The following is a 20767-nucleotide window of genomic DNA, read 5'->3' as shown; positions in this document are numbered from 1 at the left end:
GAGTGCTCCGGCGGGATCACCGCAGGTTGTTCAGCCGGCGCTCTCCAATCCGAGCAGGCGTGCGCCATTGCGCCACAGCACCGAGCGCATCCACTCATCTCCCAGACCCAGCCCGGCCAGTCCGGCGATCTGATCGGCGTACTGGTAGGGGATGTTGGGGAAGTCGGAGCCGAGGATGATCTTGTCGGACAGTCCCGCCAGGCGTTCGCGGTAGGCGGGGTCCACCTCGGCGGGGGAGGAGAAGAACCCGGAGACGTACATGGTTGTGTCGAGGTACACCCCGCTGTGGTTCTCGGCGAGTTCGGCGAATTCATCGTATTCGGGCATGCCCATGTGGGCGATGACGAAGTTGAGGGCGGGGAAGCGCTCGAGCACATTCGCCACCGCGCCCGGCCCGGTGTAGGTGCCGGGCAGGGGCTCGGATCCGGCATGGATGACGATGGGCACCTGCGCCTCGGCGAGTGCTTTCCAAGCCGGGTCGAGGACCCGGTCGTCGGGCGAGAAGTTCCCGACCTGGACGTGCATCTTGAACAGTTTCGCCCCCGCGGCCAGAGCGGCGGGAACGTAGTCGGCGGACTCCGGCTCGGCATAGAGGGTGCTGCAGTGGATGACATCGTCGTGGGCGGCCGCGAATTCGGCATTCCACTCATTGAGCCAGGCTGCCATGCCCGGCTTGTGCGGGTATGTCAGCGCCGGAATCGCACGTATCCCCAGGTCACGGACGATCGACAGGCGCGTCTCGGTGTCGTAGCGGTAGTGGATCGGCCAGGCCCTGCCGTAGTTGGATTCGGCGTCGTCGAAGTAGGCCCACACCTTGTCGAGGACCTGCTGTGGCAGGAAGTGCACGTGGATGTCGGCGAGTCCGGGCAGTCCGAGCGCCTCGAGATAGGCGGGGATATCCGCATCGCTGCGCGGAGGCGCGGTCATCGTCGCCGGAACCGTCGCCGCGAGCGACTGCGCGGCCGTGTGCTCGTGCTCACGCCCGCTCGTCTGCGCGTCTGATCGCGCGCTCGTCGAAGAGTGCCCGGGAACTGCATCGTCGAAGTCATCCATGATCCCAGCCTAGGCCGAAGGTCGCCGGAGATCGACGAAGGCCGCCCGAGCATCGTAGCGAAACACGTCCTCAGCGGCCGCCCAAGCGTCCGTCATAGACTTCCCGCATGACGTTCTCCGATCCGTTCGAGGTCACGGTCCCGTCCGGCACGCGCCCGATCGGCGAAGGACCGTTCTGGACGCCGGGCACGGCCGTGAACTGGACCTTTCGACGCTTCGACTTCGACCGCGACCCCGTCGAGGTCATCCGTCCGATGCACGTGATCGAGGATTCACCGGCCGGTGCTCTCCTGTGGATGCCCGGCGGCACCCCGACCGCGGAGGCCCGGATCATCGGCTGGGAGGACTCCGATCCTCATGACGTTCCGCACGAGGTGCGGTTCCGTCCCATCGCCGAGGCGCCCCGACGAGTCGCTGTGCCTGGCACCTGGCGCGGTCTCGGAGTCCTCAAGATCGTCCCGCCGGACGTTCCGTTCTCCGTCTGGGTGCTGCTCAAACCGGGAGAGGGCGAGCAGATGCACGCCGATTGGTACATCAATCTCGAGGCGACTCATCGCCGCACCGACGACACTCTATTCACCAGCGATCACATCCTCGACATCATCTTTCCCAACGGAGCCGCGCCCAACGGAGCCGCACCCCTGAACGCCGCCGACGGTCGTCTCGACCCGAGCGGCGCGAAGTTCAAGGACGAAGACGAACTGGCCTCAGCCGCCGAGAACGGGGCCTGGCCGCGTGAATGGTCCGAGACCATACGGGGCAACGGGACGCAACTGCTCGACCGCCTCGGCGAGTTCACCTGGGCCTTCGACCCGAAGTGGGGGGACCTGGCCCGCCGTCTGGCCGGCGGGGAGACCGCGAAGACGGGATGTCTGGGTCCTGCGGGACAACCGGATTCGGATTCATCTCACACGCAGGAACATTCTCAGCCGAAGCAGGAACATCGACGGGTCTCCGGCGGTTGCTACGGCAAGGACTGGATCTGATCTCCACCCGAGCAGCGCCCCGCCGGTCGGGACCCTGCACCGAATGCCCACCCGGGCAGAATTGCGATGAAAGGAACACTCTCTCATGACGAGCAACCACAGAGTCCGCCTCAACTCCCGCCCGGTCGGCGCGCCGACGGCCGAGAACTACCTCATCGATGAGGTTCCACTCGAGTCTCCCGGTGAGGGACAGGTGCTGCTGCGCACCCTCTATCTCTCGCTCGATCCATATATGCGCGGTCGGATGTCGGATGCGAAGTCCTACGCCAAGCCCGTCGAGGTCGGCGACGTCATGGTCGGTGCCACCGTCTCCGAGGTCGTCGAGTCGAACTCGGACGACTTCTCCGTCGGCGACATCGTGCTCGGCTACGGCGGATGGCAGGAGTACTCGGTTGAGAACACCGGTCACCTGCGCCGCATCGACCCGGAGCTCGCCCCGATCAGCACCCACCTCGGCGTGCTCGGAATGCCCGGGTTCACCGCCTACGCGGGACTGCTCGAGATCGGCCGTCCGCAGGAGGGCGAGACCGTCGCCGTCGCAGCGGCCACCGGTCCGGTCGGCTCGGTCGTCGGGCAGATCGCGAAGATCAAGGGCGCCCGGTCCGTCGGCATCGCCGGAGGCCCGGAGAAGGTCGCCCACCTGGAGGAGCTCGGCTTCGACGTGGCCCTCGACCACCGCTCGGGCAACCTCAAGTCCGAACTCGCCGAGGCGGTGCCGCAGGGTATCGACGTGTACTTCGAGAACGTCGGAGGTGATGTCTTCAACGCCGTCCTGCCGCGCCTGAACACCTACGGGCGCGTTCCTGTCTGCGGACTCGTGGCCAACTACAACCTCACCGCTCTGCCCGAGGGACCCGACCGTTCGGGTGCGCTGATGGGCCAGATTCTGACGAAGTCGCTCAACGTCCGCGGCTTCATCCAGACCGAGTTCGCTGAGCGGCTGACCGGCCAGTTCCTCACCGACATGAGCGGCTGGATCAATGAGGGCAAGATCCGCTACCGCGAGGACATCCGTCCGGGACTCGAGAACGCTCCCGAATACTTCAACGACCTGCTCACCGGCGGAAACTTCGGCAAGATGGTCGTCGCCGTGGGTGCGGAGAGCTGAGGAAGTTCCTCACTCAGGGTTCGTACCTGATGACAGGAAACGAGTCCCGGACGATGCGGCGCAGGTCGGCGAGGTCGGAGTTCGGCTCCACCTCGCCGATTGCCCGTGCCTGAACGAGAAGGTTGCCGATCGCCGTCGCCTCGACAGGTCCGGCGACGACGGGGCGACCCGTACGTTCGGCCGTGAGTCGGCACAGCAGTGTGTTCTGCGAACCCCCGCCGACGATGTGAACGACATCGACCTGCCTGCCGGTGAGCTCCTCGGCGGTCTCGATGGTCTCTCGATACGCCTCGGCGAGAGATTCGAGGATGCTGCGCACGATCTCCGCGGGTCCTTCCGGAGGACGAATCTCGTGTTCACGACACCAATCGGCGATTCGCGTGGGCATGTCTCCCGGCGGAGTGAACCGATCGTCTGAGGGGTCGAAGATCGGGACTTCGCCGGTCACCCGCTCGGCCTCGCTCAGAAGGGTCTGCAGGTCCGCGCTGCGTTGGGCATCTGTGGAGTGGCGGTGCCAATGGCGCATGGATTCGCTCAGCAGCCACAGTCCGGAGACGTTCTTGAGGAACCGGACGGTTCCATCGACCCCGCCCTCGTTCGTGAAGTTGGCATCCCGGGCAGCCTCGGAGAGGACCGGCCGGTCGAGCTCGAGTCCGACGAGCGACCAGGTTCCGCTGGAGATGAATGCCGAGTTCTCCGTGGTGAACGGTACGGCCACGACCGCCGAGGCGGTGTCGTGGCTGCCGACGGCCGTGACCGTGATTCTGGGGTCCGGGGTCGAGGTCGCGGAAGGAAGGCTTCCTGCGCTCAGCCGGGCGGCGACCGCCTCGGTGAGGGCGCCGATGGGCTGACCGGGAGCGATGAGCTCGGGCAGGAGCACCGGGTCTGCACCGGCGAGGCTCGCAAGCTCTGAGTCCCAAGTCGTTTCCTCGACCCGGAGGAGCCCCGTGGTCGAGGCATTGGTGAGTTCGGCGCGGATGGTTCCGGTGAGCCAATAGGCGATGAGATCGGGGATGAGGACGACAGCATCCGCGAGATCCAAGAGCCCGGTCTCTGCCTCGGCGGCGAGCTGGAACACGGTGTTGAAGTCCAAGTGCTGCAGGCCGTTGCGGGCATAGAGGTCGGCAGGATCGATGCGGGCGTGGACGAGGTCCACCCCGTGGGAGCTGCGAGTATCACGGTAGTGATGGGGCAGCCCCAATAGCCGACCGCGGCGGAGGAGTCCGTAGTCGACTGCCCAGGAGTCGATGCCGATGCTGCGCAGCCCGGGCGCAGCGCGAACCGCCTCGCGAAGCCCGTCCTCGAGGGCAGCGTAGAGCGACGAGATGTTCGAGTACAAGCCTTCGGCGGGGGTGTGCTCGGCCGCCGAGCGGTCCGCGCTGCCAAATCCGGAGTCCGCTGTCGCGGGGACAGTCTCGGTGAGATGGAGCGGTGAGTTGGGGAACCGAGCGATGTGCTTCATGTGCAGGCGCCCCTCGGCGATGCCGCCGAGGATCACCCGGCCGCTCGTCGCCCCGAGGTCAACGGCGGCGAGCGTTAGCGGAGCGGGGGATTCCATCTTGTCCATTCGGAGTCGTGTCTCAGTATCTGTGTATCTGTCGAACTCACCGCAGGAACGCCGCAGCGACTCCCGCGTCGACGGGCACGTGCAGGCCGGTGGTGTGTGAGAAGTCGTCGGTGCACATGGCGAACACGGCGTTCGCGACATTCTCCGGCACGACCTCCCGGCCGAGGATGGTCCGCTGGGCGTAGAACTTGCCGAGGTCCTTCTCTTCGATGCCGTAGGTTTTGGCACGCTGGGCGCCCCAGCCGCCGGCGAAGATTCCTGAGCCGCGGACGACCCCGTCAGGGTTGATGCCATTGACGCGGATGCCGTGCTCGCCGAGTTCGGCGGCGAGCAGGCGCACCTGGTGGGCCTGGTCCGCTTTGGTCGCCGAATACGCGATGTTGTTCGGACCGGCGAACACGGAGTTCTTCGAGGAGATGTAGACGATATCCCCGCCCATGCCCTGATCGACGAGGATCTGCGCAGCGTTCTTCGACACGAGGAACGAGCCCTTGGCCATCACGCTGTGCTGCAGGTCCCAGTCCTTCTCCGTGGTCTCGAACAGGGACTTCGACAGCGAGAGCCCGGCGTTGTTGACGACGAGGTCGACGCCTCCGAAAGCGAGCACCGCCTCGGCGAGGGCCGCTTGGACTCCCGCCTCGTCGGACACGTCGGCAGAGACACCGATGGCGACGTCCGCGGAGCCGAGCTCCGCGGCAGCGTCCTGGGCCTTCTCAAGGTCGAGATCGGCGATGACGACGCAGGCGCCCTCGGACGCCAAACGGGTGGCGATGGCCTTGCCGATTCCGCTGGCTGCTCCGGTGACGAAGGCGACGCGGGAGGCCATGGGCTTGGGTGCCGGCTTGCGCTTGAGTTTCGCCTCTTCCAGAGCCCAGTATTCGATGCGGAACTTCTCCTCTTCGGAGATCGGACTGTACGTGGACAGGGATTCCGCGCCGCGCATGACGTTGATGGCGTTGACGTAGAACTCCCCGGCCACGCGGGCGGTCTGCTTGTCTGCGCCGTAGGAGAACATGCCGACGCCGGGGACGAGGATGATCGCGGGGTCGGCCCCGCGGATGGCCGGGGTATCCGCATCGGCGTAGCGGTCGTAATAGGCCTGGTAGTCCGCCCGGTAGTCCTCGTGGAGGGCTGGCAGGGCGGCGACGATGTCCTCGACCGAGGCGTCGGCTGGGAGGTCGACGACGAGTGGCTTGACCTTGGTGCGCAGGAAATGGTCCGGGCAGCTGGTGCCGAGTTCGGCCAGAGCGCTCAGCTTCTCGCCGGCGAGGAATTCGAGGACGGCAGGGTCATCGGTGAAGTGACCGACCATGGCCCGATCCGCCGAGGCGGTGCCGCGCAGGTGAGGTGCCAGGAGAGCGGCTTTCGCGTGCCGTTCGGCTTCCGGCAGGGCCGCGAAATCCGGGCGGGCCGCACCGAAGGGATCGGACTTGCCGTGCTCGTCGATGTAGGCGGCCGCGGTGTCGATGATCCAGCGGGAGTTCGCCTCCGATTCCTCCGAGGTGTCACCCCAAGCGGTGATTCCGTGCCCACCGAGGATGGTGCCGATGGCGCTGGGATTGGCCTTCTTGATGGCAGCGATGTCGAGGCCGAGCTGGAAGCCGGGACGTCGCCAGGGAACCCAGACGACTTTGTCGCCGAAGATCTTCTTCGTCAGCTCCTCACCGTCGGCGGCAGTGGCAATGGAGATGCCGGAGTCGGGGTGGAGATGGTCGACATGGGCGGCATCGACGAGCCCGTGCATCGCGGTGTCGATCGACGGAGCCGCCCCTCCCTTGCCATGCAGCGTGTAGTCGAAGGCCGCGACCATCTCATCCTCGCGATCGACCCCGGGGTAGGTCCTCTCCATGGCCCGCAGGCGGTCGAGTCTGAGCACGGCCAGTCCTCCCTCAGTGAGCGTTCCGAGATCTCCCCCGGAGCCCTTGACCCAGAGGAGTTCGACCTCCTCGCCGCTCACGGGATCGACATCGGTGCCTTTGGCGGAGGTGTTGCCGCCGGCGAAGTTCGTATTGCGGCGATCCGAACCCAGGGAGTTCGAACGGCGGATGAGTTCATTCACCGTGGGATTGATCGTGGTCATGCTTCTCCTCAGGAGTCGTCAGTGAGGGGTGGGACAGGGATGGAAGAATTCAGATCCGGCTCAGGCGCCCCAGCCGGCCTGGGTGCCGCCGATGCGATCGGCCGCGATCTTCTCCTGGTATCCGGACTCGCGGAAGGCGCGCTGCGGATTAGCAGGAAGCCCGCGGGAGCTTCTCCATTCGGCAAGTGCCGGGCGGACGTCCGTGTGGAAGGCATCCATGAAGACGTCATTGGCGGCTAGGACATCGCCGGACTTCTGCGCGTCACCGAGGGCGTCGGTGTCGATCAGCAGCACACGCGCGGTCATCTCCTGCACATTGAGCACGGATCGGATCTGTCCCTCGATCTTGTTCTCCACGTTGTGGCACTGGTCGAGCATGAAGGCGACGTCAGGGTTGTTCAGTCCTCCGCCGCGAACGACCTCGTAGAGGATCCGGAAGAGCTGGAACGGATCAGCGGCACCGACGATGAGGTCGTCATCGGCGTAGAACCGGGAGTTGAAGTCGAAGGAGCCCAGCTTCCCCAGGCGGAGCAGCTGCATGACGATGAACTCGATGTTGGTTCCCGGAGCGTGGTGTCCCGTGTCGAGGCAGACCTTAGCCTTCTCCCCGAGCGCGGTGACCTGGGCGTAGCTCGTTCCCCAGTCGGGGACATCGGTGTGGTAGAACGCGGGTTCGAAGAACTTGTATTCGAGGACCAGACGCTGATCCTCGCCGAGGCGATCGTAGATCCTGCTCAGCGATTCGTGAAGCCGATCCTGTCTGCCGCGCAGATCGGCCTGTCCGGGATAGTTCGAACCTTCTGCCAGCCAGATCTTGAGGTCGCGGGAACCCGTGCGATCCATGACATCGATGCATTCGAGATGATGATCGATCGCCTTCGTCCTGATCCGATCGTCCTCATGGGTCAGCGCCCCGAATTTGTAGTCATCGTCTTGGAAGGTGTTCGAGTTGATGGTTCCCAGCTTCACCCCCACCTCGGCGGCATGATCGGCAAGGGCGTCGAAGTCACAGAGGTCCCAGGGGATGTGGAGGGCAACCTGCGGGGCGAGGCCGGTGAGCTCGTGCACCTTGGCGGCATCGGCGACCTTCTCGAACGGATCGCGCGGAGTGCCCGGAGTGCCGAAGACTTTGAACCTCGTCCCGGAATTGCCGAATGCCCAGGAGGGAAGTTCGATCGACTGCTTGGCCAGTTGGCCGGTGATGTCTGCGAAGGTGGGGTGAGTGCTCATGGGAGCTGCATGTTCCTAACTGTTGCCGTGCTTCTTGCATTCGCGTTTCGTGAGTCGTCGCTGGGTCAATCGGTGCGAGAGAGCTGATCGTTGAGATTGAAGATCTCCTGCAGCCGTTCGGGACCGGAGTCGAAGGAGCCGCCCGCCGCGAACAGCGGCGACATCGAGTCCTGCCAGGCAGCATTGATCTCGGTCAGCTCCATACCCTGCTGCGCGGCTTCGTAGTCCTCTGTCTCGAGGTAGCCGATGACCATTCCTGCAGCATCGGCGAAGAGAGAGTAGTTGCGCCATCCGGTCTCGTGCAGGGCCCGGAGCATTTGCGGCCACACGCTTCTGTGCCGCTCGATGTACTCGTCGAGGTGAACAGGGTCGACCTGCATCCTGAAGCAGACGCGCTCCACGTCAGTTCTCCCTCACCGCGGGCGTCCCGTCGGGACGGATGTTCCCGACGGCCACCTCGGTGGCATGGTCGGCGTCGAGGAGTCGGCCGTAGCGTTCGATCTCGATCTCTTCGAGCGTCTTGTTCTGCGTCTTCGGTGCCCAGATCGTGCCGATGAGCAGTGCCGCGACGAGCAGTCCGAGAATGAGGACGCCGACACCGTGGAGACCGGTCTTCTCTAGCATGAGCGGGAACCAGAGTGAGAGCACTCCGACCATGACGCGAACGATCATGAACATGAAGCCCTGGGCAGACGCACGATACCGGGTTGCGAAGAGCTCGGCGGCCCACAGTCCGTAGAACGCCTGTGCCCCGAGTCCTGACGAGATGCCCCAGCCGATGGCGAAGACGAGCAGGGAGAACCAGCCGGCCGGACCATAGATGAGGACCGCCCAGGCGATGATTCCGAGACCGGCACCGAGGCAGTAGAGCCACCGGCGAGAGACCTTGTCGCCGTAGCGCATGAAGCCCCAGAAGGTGGCGGCGCTGGTGAGGCCCCACACGAGAACCTGGAGCAGGTACTGCGATCGGGCGTCTGTGAGACCGGTGGCCTCATAGATCCGCGGCTGGAAGATGCCTGCCTGACCGGCCACCGTGTTCCACAGGCCGTAGACGCCGATGAGGAACAGCAGTGCGATGATGTTCTTCCTGTTCGTGAAGAGCTGGAAGAATCCTCGGTAGGTGCCGACCGTGTCGGGGTTGGAGTTCTTCTCGGTCCAGCGCCGTGATTCGCTGAGTCCGCGCCGCACCCACCACGTGATGAAGGCGATGACGAAGAGGTGGGCGAAGATGAATCGCGAGCCCAGCAGACCCATCGGCTCGAGCAGTGCGGCAAGCAGGTAGCCGATCATGGGGCCGATCGACCAGGCGAGCTGTGCGACGCCGACGTGACCGGCGCGGCGGCCGTCCGGAGCTTCCTCTGCGATGTAGGTCCATGCCGCTGTGACTCCCGCTCCCACCGCGATGCCGGTGAGAATGAAACCGATGAGCAGCATGGAGAAGTTCATCGCGAAGATCGCGAACAGAGTGCCGAACATGTAGAGCAGCAGGTCATAGGTGTAGATGAATTTGCGTCCGTAGCGTTCACAGAGCGGGCCTCCGATGGCCGCGCCGATAGCCGCTCCGAAGGCGTTGGCACTGAGAGCGCTGAGCAGACCGACGGCCAGACTGTCGAGTCCGAACTCCGCCTGCCACAGACTCATGCTGGTGGCGATGGCGATGATCGATCCTGCTTCGATGTAGTTCGACATGGCCACCGCGACGGTGGCCTTCCATTTGGACGACGTCGTTGTGTCCGTCATGCGTTCCTCCGATATGGACGAGCGACCGCATGGACGGCGGTCGCAGCTGTGCCGACAGCGCAGATGCGCGAGCGCGGCGGTGCGGATGCTGGTGTGAAACGAGTCGCTGGGCCATTCCGATTGAAACGTTTCAATATTGACGTTTGGAACGATAGCATGTCGTGTGAGTCACATCAAGACTGCGCGGAGGAATTCGGGCAGAATGAGAGTTGCCCGTGACCGCTGACCTGGAAGGACCACCATGGCGAAAGTGAGTATGCGCGATGTCGCATCCCGCGCCGGCGTCTCGGTCGGGACGGTGTCACACGTGGTCAACGGCTCGTCGAAGGTCTCTGAGGCCACCATGCTCAAGGTCAACGACGCGATCGAAGAGCTGGGATTCGTGCGCAACGCGGCGGCAAGACAGTTGAGATCCGGGCGGAGCAGCAGTCTCGGACTCGTCGTCCTCGACGCCTCGAATCCATTCTTCGCCTCGGTTGCCCACGGTGCGCTGGAGGCCTGCGATGTCGCGGGGCTGTCTCTCCTCCTCGGCGACTCCGGAACCGACGAGGCGCGGGAATCGAAGTACCTCGATCTCTTCGCCGAACAGCGTGTCAACGGACTTCTCGTCACTCCTTCGGGAGCTGACCTGTCCAAACTCGAGTCGATTGCGTCGAAGGGCACACCGGTCATGCTCGTCGACCGAGCACCCGGCGACTTCGCGCTGTCATCAGTGACGGTCGACAACGTCGCCGGTGGTCGAATGGCGCTCGACCATCTCATCGCCGGGGGATCGTCGGCACCGATCTTCGTCGGCGGACCGTTGTCGCTGCCTCAGGTGGCGGACCGCTATGCCGGAGCCCGGGACCGGGCTCGCGAAGCCGGAATCGAGCTTCCCTTGTTCGAGTCGAGCGAGATGACGATCCTGGCCGGGCGTGACGTCGGTGAGCGCATCGTCTCCCTGCCGGAGGCGCAGCGACCGGATGCAGTCTTCTGCGCGAACGATCTGCTTGCCGTCGGTGTCATGCAGGCTGTCATCATGTTCACCGAACTGCGCATTCCCGACGATCTTGCGATCATCGGCTACGACGACATCGACTATGCGCTCTCGACGATCGTTCCACTGACCTCGGTGCGGCAGCCTGCCGGACTCCTGGGGCGCACCGCAGTCGAGACGCTGCTTGCCGAGAACGAATCCTCGGCAACTGCCCATTGCGACCAGATGTTCACTCCTGAGCTTGTGATCAGGGAGTCGACGAGACCCGTCTGACGCTCACCCGAAGTGCGCGAATGCCTCGGCGGGGTCGAGGCCGAAGCTGAGCGCCAGGGTGAGGACGATGCGGGCCTTGCGGGCATCGAGGAGCCCGGCTGGAATGAGCCCGGACTCGAGCAGTCCGATCTCACCGCCGAGGTAGCCGTAGGTGCTCCGCAGGCTCGCACCCGACCCGGTTCGCGAAGCAAGTACGACGGGCATGGCCTCGCCGAGGCGGGTCGCCGCGGGCACCAGGTGCTCGGGGACGTGGCCCCCTCCGACACCCGAGATCACGGCACCGGCGAAACCGGACTCGAGGATCCCGGCCAGGGTCTCCTCCGGTTCGCCCATCCCCACCTCGGCGAGGGCGACCTTCGCCAGGGAATCGGGGCGAGGCAACCCGGCGAAGGGGGACGGCGCGGTCGGAGCGGGAGCGTGGGGCAGTCGGAGCGCATCCTCGCTCAGCCACCCGATGGCGCCGAGGATGGGACCCGAGGAGAACGCGGCTGTCGAGGACACATGTGACTTGCGGACGAAGCGCGGATCGTGGACCTCGTCGTCGAAGACGAGACTCGCCGGCAGGTTCCTGACCAGCGGCGACAGTGCTGTCAGTGCCGCGGCACGCACATTCGCCGGACCGTCGGCGCCGGGCAGTGTGGGATTGCGCATCGCGCCGGTGGCGGCGATGTGCGTGCCCGAATCGTTGAGCAGCCAGAGACCGAACGCGGACTCCTCCAAGGTGTCGGTGCCCTGGGTGAGGACGATCCCGTGCGCCTCCGTGGTGCGGGCGAGCTCGACGACGTCGAAGAGCATGTCGAGGGTGACGTTCGCGCTCGAGACCTGCGAGACCTGCGTGAAATCGGCCTGCAGATCCGGCCAGATGCGGTCGAGACCGGCGGCAGCGGCGATCTCGGCCCCGCTGAGTGCGGGTGCGACCCCACCTGAATGATTCGCCGTCGAGGCGATGGTTCCGCCGAGGGCGGCGAGGAGCAGGTGCGGGGGAGTGGTGGACGAAGCGGTGTCAGGCATGCTCATGAGTCTATCTGTCAGTGCCGTTTGCTAGCCTCGGCGCATGGATCCCGATACCGTGCTCCGGCTCGCCCATGACCAGGCCATGCAGTACCCCTCGGTCGTCATCGACCATCCTTTCGGGCCCGAGAACACCGTCTACAAGGTGCGCGGCAAGATGTTCATGATGCAGTACGAGCTTCACGGCGTGCCGAGCATGAATCTCAAGATCGATCCCCTCGACGGCGAAGTGCTCCGCGACGCCTACGCGGAGATCACCCCGGGATATCACATGAGCAAGAAGCACTGGATCACCGTGGCCGGGGCCGGGGATGATGAATCTGCGGCCGGCGGCAACGCACTCGACGCCGAACTCCTCCACGATCTCGTCCTCGAGTCCTACTGCCTGGTCGTGGCGAAGGTGCCGAAGAAGGACCGGCCTGTGGACCCGACGACCTTCGGCGGGAGGGATGCCGCGGGCTGAGCACACTCCCGAATTGGCAAGCCGGCGCCTCGGCGCAGAGAATAGTCCGTATGTCCGCCCTGTCATCCGCACTCGCCTACCGGCGACTGCTCGAGTCGAATGCCACCCTGCGTATGCTCCGGGCCGACAATATCGCGATCATGGCCGCCTCCCTCGACGCCCACCTCGGTCGGCCCGGCACCCGGCTGAACACCGAGGATCTCCACGAGAGCATCGACGCCGACCTCGAAGAGCTGCGCGACCACTTCGACCTGTCGCTGAAGACCGCGAAGGCCTACTGCGACGATTGGCGCCGCGCGGAGATCCTCGTCCGCAGGCCGGCCACTTCCGCCAGAGGCGAGACCTATGAGCTCTCGGCCGCCGGCTTCGACGCCGTGAGGATCCTCGAGCAGCTGCGCACCCCGCCGCAGACCGCCACGGAGTCCCGCCTGGTCAGCCTCGCCCAATCCGTGCGACAGCTGGCCATCGACACGGACCCCGACAGCTCACGCCGCTTGGCCTCACTCGCGGCCGAACGCGACCGCATCGACGCCGAGATCGCCCGGGTCCGGCGCGGCGACCCGCGCTCGGTCGTCCTCGACCGCAGACGTGCGAACGAACGCGTCGGCGACATCCTCCAACAGGCTCAGGGACTACCGGCCGACTTCGCCCGCGTCCGCGCCCGCTTCGAGGAGCTCAATCAGGAGCTGCGGGTCTCGATCCTCGCCGCCGAAGACTCTCAGTCCCAGGTCCTCGACGAGGTGTTCCGCGGCGTCGACCTCATCGAATCCTCCGATGAGGGGCGGACCTTCTCGGCCTTCTCCGCGCTCGTCCGGGATCCCGAACAGGCCGCCGCCTTCGACGAAGACATCGCCGCCATCCTCGACCGCGACTTCTCCGCCACACTCTCACTCGAGACCCGGCGGGCCCTGCGCACACTGATGCGGGCCATGAAGGACGGCTCCCGCGAGGTCTCGGACATCCTCTCCGAATTCGCCCGCGGCCTGCGCCGCTACGTCCACTCCCACGAATTCCAACGCGACCGCGTCATGCGCACCCTCATCCAGGAGGGCCTGGCCGCGGCCGCGCCCGTGGCGAAGGTCCGCAGACCCTACGACGACATCGGCATCGACCTCGAACTCTCCAGCGTCGCCCTGGCCAGCGTCGGCGAAGTCGTCCTCCACGACCCCGCAGAGTTCGATGCCGGCGAAGAACTGGGTGAGGCCGCCGAGTCCGAGGTCGACTTCGCCGAACTCATCGCCGTCGCCCGCGAATCGGAGATCGACTTCGCCGAGCTGAGCGAGAACATCAACACCGTCGTCGGCGAGACCGCAGAGGCCTCCGTCGCCGAGGTGCTCGACCGCTTCCCCGCCACCCAGGGTCTGGCGAGCGTCGTCGGCCTGCTGTCCCTGGCCAGCACCTATGGAAACGTCGATCCGGAATCGCGGGAGCTCCTCGAATGGTCGGGCATCGACGGCATCGGCCGCTCCGCCCTGATCCGCCGCCACTACTTCACCGAAGGCATCACCCTATGAGCGAGACCACCAGCCCCGCCGACGACGTCTCCGCCGCCCCCGGTGGGACCACCTCGGCGAGCGAATTCCCCGAGACCAACCCCAGTGCCCTGTGGAACGGTGACACCGGAACCCTCGGTGAACGGACCCGCCGGGTGCTGCTCGAACTCCTCAAGGGACCCTACGTCTCCGGGTCCCAGAGTCCGCAGCTGTGGGCCGCGCTCGTCGCCGACGTCGACCTCGTGCGCTCGCGCCTGCACGATCTGTTCCTCGAACTCGTCATCGACACGATCGACGAATTCGCCTTCACCCGCAAGATCGTCACCGAAGAGATCGACGCCCCCGCCGCCGTGCGCAGCGAACGCCTGACCTTCCTCGACGCCGCGATGCTGCTCGTCCTCCGCCAGCTCCTCCTCGCCGCACCCGGCGAACGCCGAGTCATCGTCGACCGCGAAGAGGTCTACGAACGCCTTGCGATCTACCGCACCGGCGACGAGTCGACGTTCCAGCGCAACCTCAACGGTTCCTGGAACCGGATGAGCAACCGCCTGCGCGTCCTCCACAAGGCCGGCGAGGACCGGTTCGAGATCTCCCCGATGGTGAAGTTCCTCGTCGACGAGGACCGGGTGCGCGAACTCATCGACGTCTACGAACGCATCGCCGCCGGTGAGGTCTCGCCCGGTGAAGTCTCGCCCGGTGAAGCCGACACCACCGAGGCGGTGGATTCCGCCGACACCGACGCCACCGGCACTGACACCACCGATACCGACACCGAGGAGGACGAGTCGTGACCGAGGCCCTGTTCCCCCTCGATGCCGCCTTCGTCGCCGACCAGGCCCGCGCCCGCGGAGCGAACCGTCCCGATGTCGGCAGCCAGTGGCGGCTGTCGGAGATCCAGATCGCGAACTGGGGCACCTTCGACGCCGACATCCACCGCATTCCCGTCTCGCACAAAGGCCACCTCATCACCGGGCCCTCGGGATCGGGAAAGTCCTCCCTGCTCGACGGCATCGCCGCAGTGCTCACCCCCGACAAGTGGCTGCGCTTCAACGTCGCCGCGCAGACCGCCGGTGCCCGCCTCGACCAGCGCAGCCTCGTCAGCTACGTTCGCGGCGCCTGGACGAGGACCGCGGACTCCGACGAAGACCGGGTGGTCAGCAAATACCTGCGTCCGCGCGCCACCTGGAGCGGCATCATCCTCCGCTACGACAACGGCACCGACAAGCCGCTGAGCCTGGCCCGGCTCTTCTTCATCAAGGGCTCGGGCACGAAGACCGCCGATCTCTCCGATGCCTGCATCCTCGAAAGAGCCGGCCTCGACCTCGCCGACCTGCAGCAGTACGCCCGCACCGGACTCGAGACCCGCAAGCTCAAGGCCGAGCACCCCGAGGCGCTCATCACCTCGAACGGTGCCCACGCGAAGTTCTACGCCCGAATGCGCAAGGTCTTCGGCATGGCCAGCGAATCCGCACTGCAGCTGCTGCACAAGACCCAGTCGGCCAAGAGCCTCGACAGTCTCGACCGACTGTTCCGCGACCACATGCTCGAAACCCCGGTCACCTTCGACCTCGCCGAGACCGCCGTCGGACAATTCGGCGACCTCAAGGACGCTCACGACCACGTCGTCGAACTCCGCCGCCAACGCGACCATCTGCTCCGGCTGCGCGAGGCCTCCACCGGATACGACACCGCCAATGACACCGCGGCGAAGTCGATCGCCCTCAACGAGGCGCTGCTGCCCTTCCAGAAACGTCGCGAACTCGAACTCCTGCGCACCGACCTGTCCACGCTGACCCGGCAGCTCGTCGAACTCGAAGTCGCCGCCGACCGGACCAAGAGAGACTTCGCCGCCGCCGTCGACGAACTCGATCTCGCCCGCCGGGCCACCCTCGAACTCGGCGGTGCCGAGGCCGAGCACCTCCAGCAGCGCATCGACACCGCCGAGACCGAGCGTCGCTCCATCGCCGCCCGCTGGGAGAGTCTCAAACGCCAGCTCGAGCAGGCCGATATCGGCTCAGCGCCGACCACGCAGGCCGAATTCGTCGAACTCCAGGCGCAGATCGCGACCACCCTCGACGATGAGACGCAGGTCGCCGGACCCAGCCACGCCGACCACGACCGCTTCTCCCGAGCACGTGCGAGGGTCCGGGAGCTCGAGGCCGAGATCGACTCCCTGCGCCGCTCCGGCTCGACCGTGCCGAACAATCTGCTGGCCATCCGATCCGAACTCGCCGAAGGCACCGGCCTGAGTGAGAAGGCCCTGCCCTTCGCCGCCGAGCTCATCGAGGTCGACCCTGCAGAAGCGAAGTGGACAGGTGCGATCGAACGCGTGCTGCGGCCCGTCGCACTGACCGTGCTCGTACGCAGCGAGAACCTCGCCACCGTCCGCTCCTGGGTCGACAGCCACCGGATCCGCGGTCGTCTCGTGTTCGAAGAGATTCCCTCCCAGGTGGCCAAACCCCGCCCCGTCGGCAGTGAGAAGTCCCTGGTCAACAAGGTCCGCGTCGCCGAGACCGGGTTCGGCGACTGGGTGCGGTCGACCCTGTCGGAGCGTTTCGACTTCGCCTGCGTCGACCACCCCGACGAACTCGACGACCATGCACGTGCCGTGACCCTCAAAGGTCAGGTCAAGACCTCGCGCACGAGATATGAGAAGGACGACCGGCGCCGCATCGACGACCGCAGCCAATGGGTCCTCGGCGACCGCGAGTCGAAGCTCGAAGCCCTCATCTCGGTCCTCAAGGAGGCCCAGACCGAACTGGCCGAGGTCGAGGCGATCGTCGATGCCGCGAATGCCGAGACCGCCCAGGCCCACCGCCGCCGCGGCATCCTCGCCGGCATCCGCGAACAGGCCTGGCGCGATGTCGACCAAGCGGGAGCACAGGAAAAGGTCGAGGCACTCGAGAGGCAGCTGCGCGAACTCGAAGACGCCGACGGTGATCTCCAGCAGGCAATCGGCGCCGAACGTGAGGCGAAGGCCGCCAAGGACTCCGCAGAGACCGCCCGCACCGAAGCCGACTACGCCCTCCGCGATGCCAACAAGGAGGTCACCGGCCTGCGGGAGGGCATCGCCCGCCTCGAGGACGACGTCAACGCCGGGCGCATCCCGGACGTCGAGGGCCACCTCGGCGAACAGCTCGATGCCCGCTTCCGCCGCATCCAACGCAGCATCCGCCGGGACAACCTCGCCGAGATCGGCCAGCAGGTCTCCCAGACCCTGCAGGCGGAGAAGGACCGCGCGCAGCAGACGGCGAGCGAGGCCGGCCAGTCCGTGACTAGACTCGCGGCCGAGTTCAAGGCCGCTTGGCCCTCGGTGACCTCGCAGCTGACGGCCGAGGTTGCCGACCGGCACGGATATCTGGCGATGCTCGACGAGATCCTCGCCCACGGTCTGCCCGATCACGAGAATCGATTCCGGGACCTGCTGCGGCAGCGCTCCCGCGATCTCATCGGCGAACTGCTCAATGAGATCCACGCGGCCCCGCGCGAGATCGAGGACCGGGTCGCCCCGATCAACTCCTCGCTCCTGCGCTCCCAATTCGACCAGGACCGCTACCTGCGACTCAAGGTCAAGACCCGCCGCTCCGAGACCGTCAACGCCTTCATCGCCGACCTGCGCAAGGTCGCCGGCGGCAGCTGGGGCGAGGAGAACATGGCCACGGCGGAGGAGAAGTACGAGACGCTCGCCGAGGTGATGCGCCGATTCTCCTCGAGCGAGCACGTGGACAAGGTGTGGAAGAACCAGTGCCTCGACACCCGTCTGCATGTGTCATTCCTCGCCGAGGAGATCGACGATCACGGCCGCGCGCACGCCACCTACGATTCCGGGGCCGCGATGTCGGGCGGTCAGCAGCAGAAGCTCGTCATCTTCTGCCTCGCCGCCGCGCTGCGCTACCAGCTCGCCGATCCCGACGAGGCGATCTCGCGCTACGGCACGATCATCCTCGACGAGGCATTCGACAAGGCCGACACCCGCTACACCCGGATGGCGCTCGACATCTTCATCGAGTTCGGCTTCCACATGGTGCTGGCCACCCCGCAGAAGCTGCTCCAGACCATCGAGCCCTACGTGGGCGCGGCGACCTCGATCGAGAACCCGAGCCGTCAGAAGACCCTGGCCTCGACGATGGTGTGGGGCGAGACGGAGCCGTCCGACTCATGACGATGCTCACCGTCGCCGAGGCGAGAGCGAGGGCCCGTAAGCGCCTGCGCTCGTCGATGTCGACGTGGGCGGCACTCGCCGAGGCTGAGGTGAGCGTGGACATCGCCCTGCACCCGCCCACGGAGCGGCAGGTCCTCGCCGATCAGGCCGCCGCGATGGACTGGGCGACGAGTTGGCGGGCCATCGACGCCCCGGGTCACGCTGACCGTGGTCGTCACGTCCGGGCTCTCGATGCCCCGACCGTCGACTGGGGTGAACGATCCTGGGCCCGCGTCGGGCGCCAGCAAATCCCGCTCCGGCTGCACCTGCGCTCCCCTGACGCGGTCGCTGACTTCGCCGGCGGGGACGAGGCGCGGCAGTGGCGGCGCCTGCGGGAGCGGGCCGCGACGATCAGGGCGCGATTCGGGGCCGTGCCGTCGACCGCCTCGGCGGAAGACAGTCCGACCGTCTCGGCGGAAGACGGCCCGACCGTCTCCGCGGACGGTGACCCGACCGCCTCGGCGATCAAGGCGCACGCGAAGCGCATCATCGGGCTCAGCGACGAGGAATTCGCCACCGTCCTCGAGGTCGTCACGTGGTTGCGGGACAATCCGCTCGGCTCCCTGCGGCCGCGGCAGATGCCCATCCGCGGGGTCGACTCGAAATGGTTCGAGGCGCACCGATCCCTCGTCACCGCCCTCCTTGCCGCGGCCGGACACGCCGAGGCGGTCGACGTCCTCGACGCCGAACCGCGGATCCGACTGCGCCTCCTCGATCCCTCACTGCGTCCCGCGGGTCTGAGCGACATCAGCGCACAGGTGGTCGAACTGAACACGATGAAGATCGCCGCACGGATCGTCTTCGTCTTCGAGAACCTCGAATCTGTGCTCGCGATGCCGGACTGGCCGGGGGCGGTCGCCATCCACGGTTCGGGCTACGCCGTCGACACCGTCGCGCGACTGGGCTGGGTGCGCGGGGCGCGCATCCTCTACTGGGGCGATCTCGACTCCCACGGTTTCGCGATCCTCTCCCGGCTGCGTCGGCACCTGCCGCAGGTGGAGTCGGTGCTCATGGACGAGGCGACTCTGCTCGAGCACCGGGACCTATGGGTGCCCGAACCGAAACCGCACACGGGAACGTTCTCCGCCCTGACCGGCACGGAGGGACGGGCGCTGACCCGGATCCGCGCCGAAGGCGACGTCCGCCTCGAACAGGAGCGGATCCCCTGGTCGGCGGCGCTGGAACGACTGGCCGCCTCGGCGGGCGACGATGACGACCCGTCCACCTCGGCGGGGCTGGATCGACCGGCCACCTCGGCGGGGGACCTCGGGTCATGACAGACCGTCCACGGGGTGGGCTGATCGCGCTCTGCATCGCCGAGCTCGTGAGCTGGGGGCTGCTCTACTATTCGCTGCCGGTGGCGGTCGAGCCGATCTCGCAGGACATGGAGTGGAGTCACACGGTCGTCACCGCCGCCCTCTCGCTGGGACTCGTGGTCTCCGCGATTGCCGGGATCCGGGTCGGCAAGCTGCTCGACTCGTACGGGCCGCGGTCGATCATGAGTCTGGGCACGGTCATCGGCGTCCTCGCTCTCCTCATCGTCGCCGCTGCCCCCAATCTGCTCGTCTTCTACCTCGCGTGGGTGCTCGCGGGATTCGCCCAGGCTGCCACGCTCTACCCGCCGGCCTTCGCCGTGGTCACCCGCTGGTACGGGGCGAACCGGGTCAAACCGCTGACGACGATCACGCTGGTCGGAGGACTTGCCTCGACGGTGTTCGCTCCGATCATCGCCTGGCTCATCGATTCCTACGGCTGGCGGCCCACCTATGTCGTGCTCGCGGTGGTCCTCGCGGTCACCGCGCTGCCCATGCACCTGTTCTTCCTCAACCGGAGGTGGACCGACGAGGCGTCGACCGTGACCGAGAAACCCTCGCCGGCGCAGATCCGCACGGTCACCCGCGATCCGCGCTTCGTCGTCCTGCAGATCGCGGTCGCCGCTTCGACCTTCACCCTGTTCGCGGTGACGATCAACATCATCCCGCTCATCATCGAACGCGGAGCCGACTACAGCATCGCGGCCATCGCGCTCGGGCTCGTCGGCTTCGGCCAGGTGACCGGCCGGTTCTTCTACCCGGCGCTGGAGAGACGCAGCAGCCCGCGCTCCCGCACGGTCATCCTCTTCGCCGCAGGCGCCGTGGGGCTGTGGCTGCTCGCCCTCGTGCCCGGGCCGATCTGGCTGCTCATCGGCATCGGCATGCTCGCCGGCGGAGTGCGCGGCTGCATCACCCTGCTGCAGGCCACCGCCGTGTCCGACCGGTGGGGGACGAAGAACTTCGGGGCGATCAACGGTGTCTTCGTCGCCCCGATCACCGTCGGCACGGCGCTGGCTCCCGCGGCCGGGCCGGCCCTGGCCGGTCTCGTCGGCGGCTATCCGCTGATGGCCATCGTCATGGCTGGCCTGCTCACGGCGGCGACGGCCCTGGCGGCCAAGAGCTGAGGATGAGGGTTGGCTGCAGGTCGCAGAACGTGTAAAAAAAGAGGCGATCTTTTTACACGTTCTGCCGATGTGCCAAATCGTTTGTCATATCCGGGGCACCCCGATCCGAGCGCCGCGCTGCCCACGTGTCGCCACTTTCACACTGCTCA

The 20767-nt window shown here is 66.4% G+C and carries 16 protein-coding genes; 9 read left to right on the top strand and 7 right to left on the bottom strand.

Annotation, left to right across the window (positions count from 1 at the left end):
• Positions 1-30 precede the first annotated feature (30 nt).
• Positions 31-927 carry an amidohydrolase family protein gene (locus CV023_RS12365; protein ID WP_230746552.1) on the bottom strand — a complete coding sequence of 299 codons (897 nt, stop codon included), beginning with the start codon at positions 925-927 and terminating at the stop codon, positions 31-33.
• Positions 928-1160: 233 nt separating this feature from the next.
• Between CV023_RS12365 and CV023_RS12360 the strand changes: the two genes are divergently transcribed.
• A complete protein-coding gene (locus CV023_RS12360; RefSeq protein WP_230746043.1) occupies positions 1161-2039 on the top strand; it encodes a DUF402 domain-containing protein in 879 nt (292 codons plus the stop codon).
• Between the two features lie 85 nt (positions 2040-2124).
• Entirely contained in the window at positions 2125-3147 is a 1023-nt protein-coding gene (locus CV023_RS12355) for an NADP-dependent oxidoreductase (protein WP_230746042.1), read from the top strand.
• A gap of 13 nt (positions 3148-3160) precedes the next feature.
• Here CV023_RS12355 and CV023_RS12350 read toward each other — a convergent pair whose 3' ends face one another.
• From CV023_RS12350 to CV023_RS12330, 5 genes are all read right to left on the bottom strand, one after another.
• Positions 3161-4714: a rhamnulokinase gene (locus CV023_RS12350; RefSeq protein ID WP_330166660.1), complete on the bottom strand. Its 1554-nt coding sequence runs from the start codon at positions 4712-4714 to the stop codon at positions 3161-3163.
• A 37-nt stretch (positions 4715-4751) separates the two neighbouring features.
• On the bottom strand, positions 4752-6794 hold the full coding sequence (locus CV023_RS12345; protein ID WP_230746040.1) for a bifunctional aldolase/short-chain dehydrogenase: 2043 nt from the start codon (positions 6792-6794) through the stop codon (positions 4752-4754).
• Between the two features lie 60 nt (positions 6795-6854).
• Positions 6855-8024, bottom strand: a complete 1170-nt coding sequence (rhaI, locus tag CV023_RS12340; RefSeq protein WP_230746038.1) for an L-rhamnose isomerase — start codon at positions 8022-8024, stop codon at positions 6855-6857.
• Positions 8025-8089: 65 nt separating this feature from the next.
• The gene (locus CV023_RS12335) at positions 8090-8425 is read right to left on the bottom strand and encodes an L-rhamnose mutarotase (protein WP_230746036.1); all 336 of its coding nucleotides are present in this window, start codon (positions 8423-8425) and stop codon (positions 8090-8092) included.
• 1 nt (position 8426) lies between these two features.
• Positions 8427-9764, bottom strand: a complete 1338-nt coding sequence (locus CV023_RS12330) for an MFS transporter (protein WP_230746034.1) — start codon at positions 9762-9764, stop codon at positions 8427-8429.
• Between the two features lie 241 nt (positions 9765-10005).
• Here CV023_RS12330 and CV023_RS12325 point away from each other — a divergent pair, with 241 nt between their 5' ends.
• Positions 10006-11013 carry a LacI family DNA-binding transcriptional regulator gene (locus CV023_RS12325; protein ID WP_230746032.1) on the top strand — a complete coding sequence of 336 codons (1008 nt, stop codon included), beginning with the start codon at positions 10006-10008 and terminating at the stop codon, positions 11011-11013.
• A gap of 3 nt (positions 11014-11016) precedes the next feature.
• Here CV023_RS12325 and CV023_RS12320 read toward each other — a convergent pair whose 3' ends face one another.
• Entirely contained in the window at positions 11017-12024 is a 1008-nt protein-coding gene (locus tag CV023_RS12320) for an asparaginase (RefSeq protein WP_230746029.1), read from the bottom strand.
• Between the two features lie 43 nt (positions 12025-12067).
• Here CV023_RS12320 and CV023_RS12315 point away from each other — a divergent pair, with 43 nt between their 5' ends.
• Genes CV023_RS12315 through CV023_RS12290 form a run of 6 tightly spaced genes read left to right on the top strand, consistent with a single transcriptional unit; the run spans position 12068 to position 20618 of the window.
• Entirely contained in the window at positions 12068-12487 is a 420-nt protein-coding gene (locus CV023_RS12315) for an MmcQ/YjbR family DNA-binding protein (RefSeq protein WP_230746027.1), read from the top strand.
• 50 nt (positions 12488-12537) lie between these two features.
• Positions 12538-14001, top strand: coding sequence for a DUF3375 domain-containing protein (locus CV023_RS12310; protein WP_230746025.1), 1464 nt, complete (start codon positions 12538-12540; stop codon positions 13999-14001).
• Positions 13998-14771: a DUF4194 domain-containing protein gene (locus CV023_RS12305; protein WP_230746023.1), complete on the top strand. Its 774-nt coding sequence runs from the start codon at positions 13998-14000 to the stop codon at positions 14769-14771. The genes CV023_RS12310 and CV023_RS12305 overlap by 4 nt, the downstream gene beginning before the upstream one ends.
• Positions 14768-18142: an ATP-binding protein gene (locus tag CV023_RS12300; protein ID WP_230746021.1), complete on the top strand. Its 3375-nt coding sequence runs from the start codon at positions 14768-14770 to the stop codon at positions 18140-18142. The genes CV023_RS12305 and CV023_RS12300 overlap by 4 nt, the downstream gene beginning before the upstream one ends.
• Positions 18139-19458 carry a Wadjet anti-phage system protein JetD domain-containing protein gene (locus CV023_RS12295; protein WP_230746019.1) on the top strand — a complete coding sequence of 440 codons (1320 nt, stop codon included), beginning with the start codon at positions 18139-18141 and terminating at the stop codon, positions 19456-19458. The genes CV023_RS12300 and CV023_RS12295 overlap by 4 nt, the downstream gene beginning before the upstream one ends.
• Positions 19455-20618 (top strand): MFS transporter, encoded by a 1164-nt coding sequence (locus CV023_RS12290; protein ID WP_230746017.1) that lies wholly within the window; start codon positions 19455-19457, stop codon positions 20616-20618. Before CV023_RS12295 ends, CV023_RS12290 begins: the two co-directional genes overlap by 4 nt.
• Positions 20619-20767 lie beyond the last annotated feature (149 nt).

The organism is Brevibacterium sp. CCUG 69071 (assembly GCF_021023135.1).
Taxonomy (GTDB): Bacteria; Actinomycetota; Actinomycetes; order Actinomycetales; family Brevibacteriaceae; genus Brevibacterium.
Note: the sequence above shows the minus strand (reverse complement) of the source record. Positions and strands in the feature narration are given on the sequence as shown.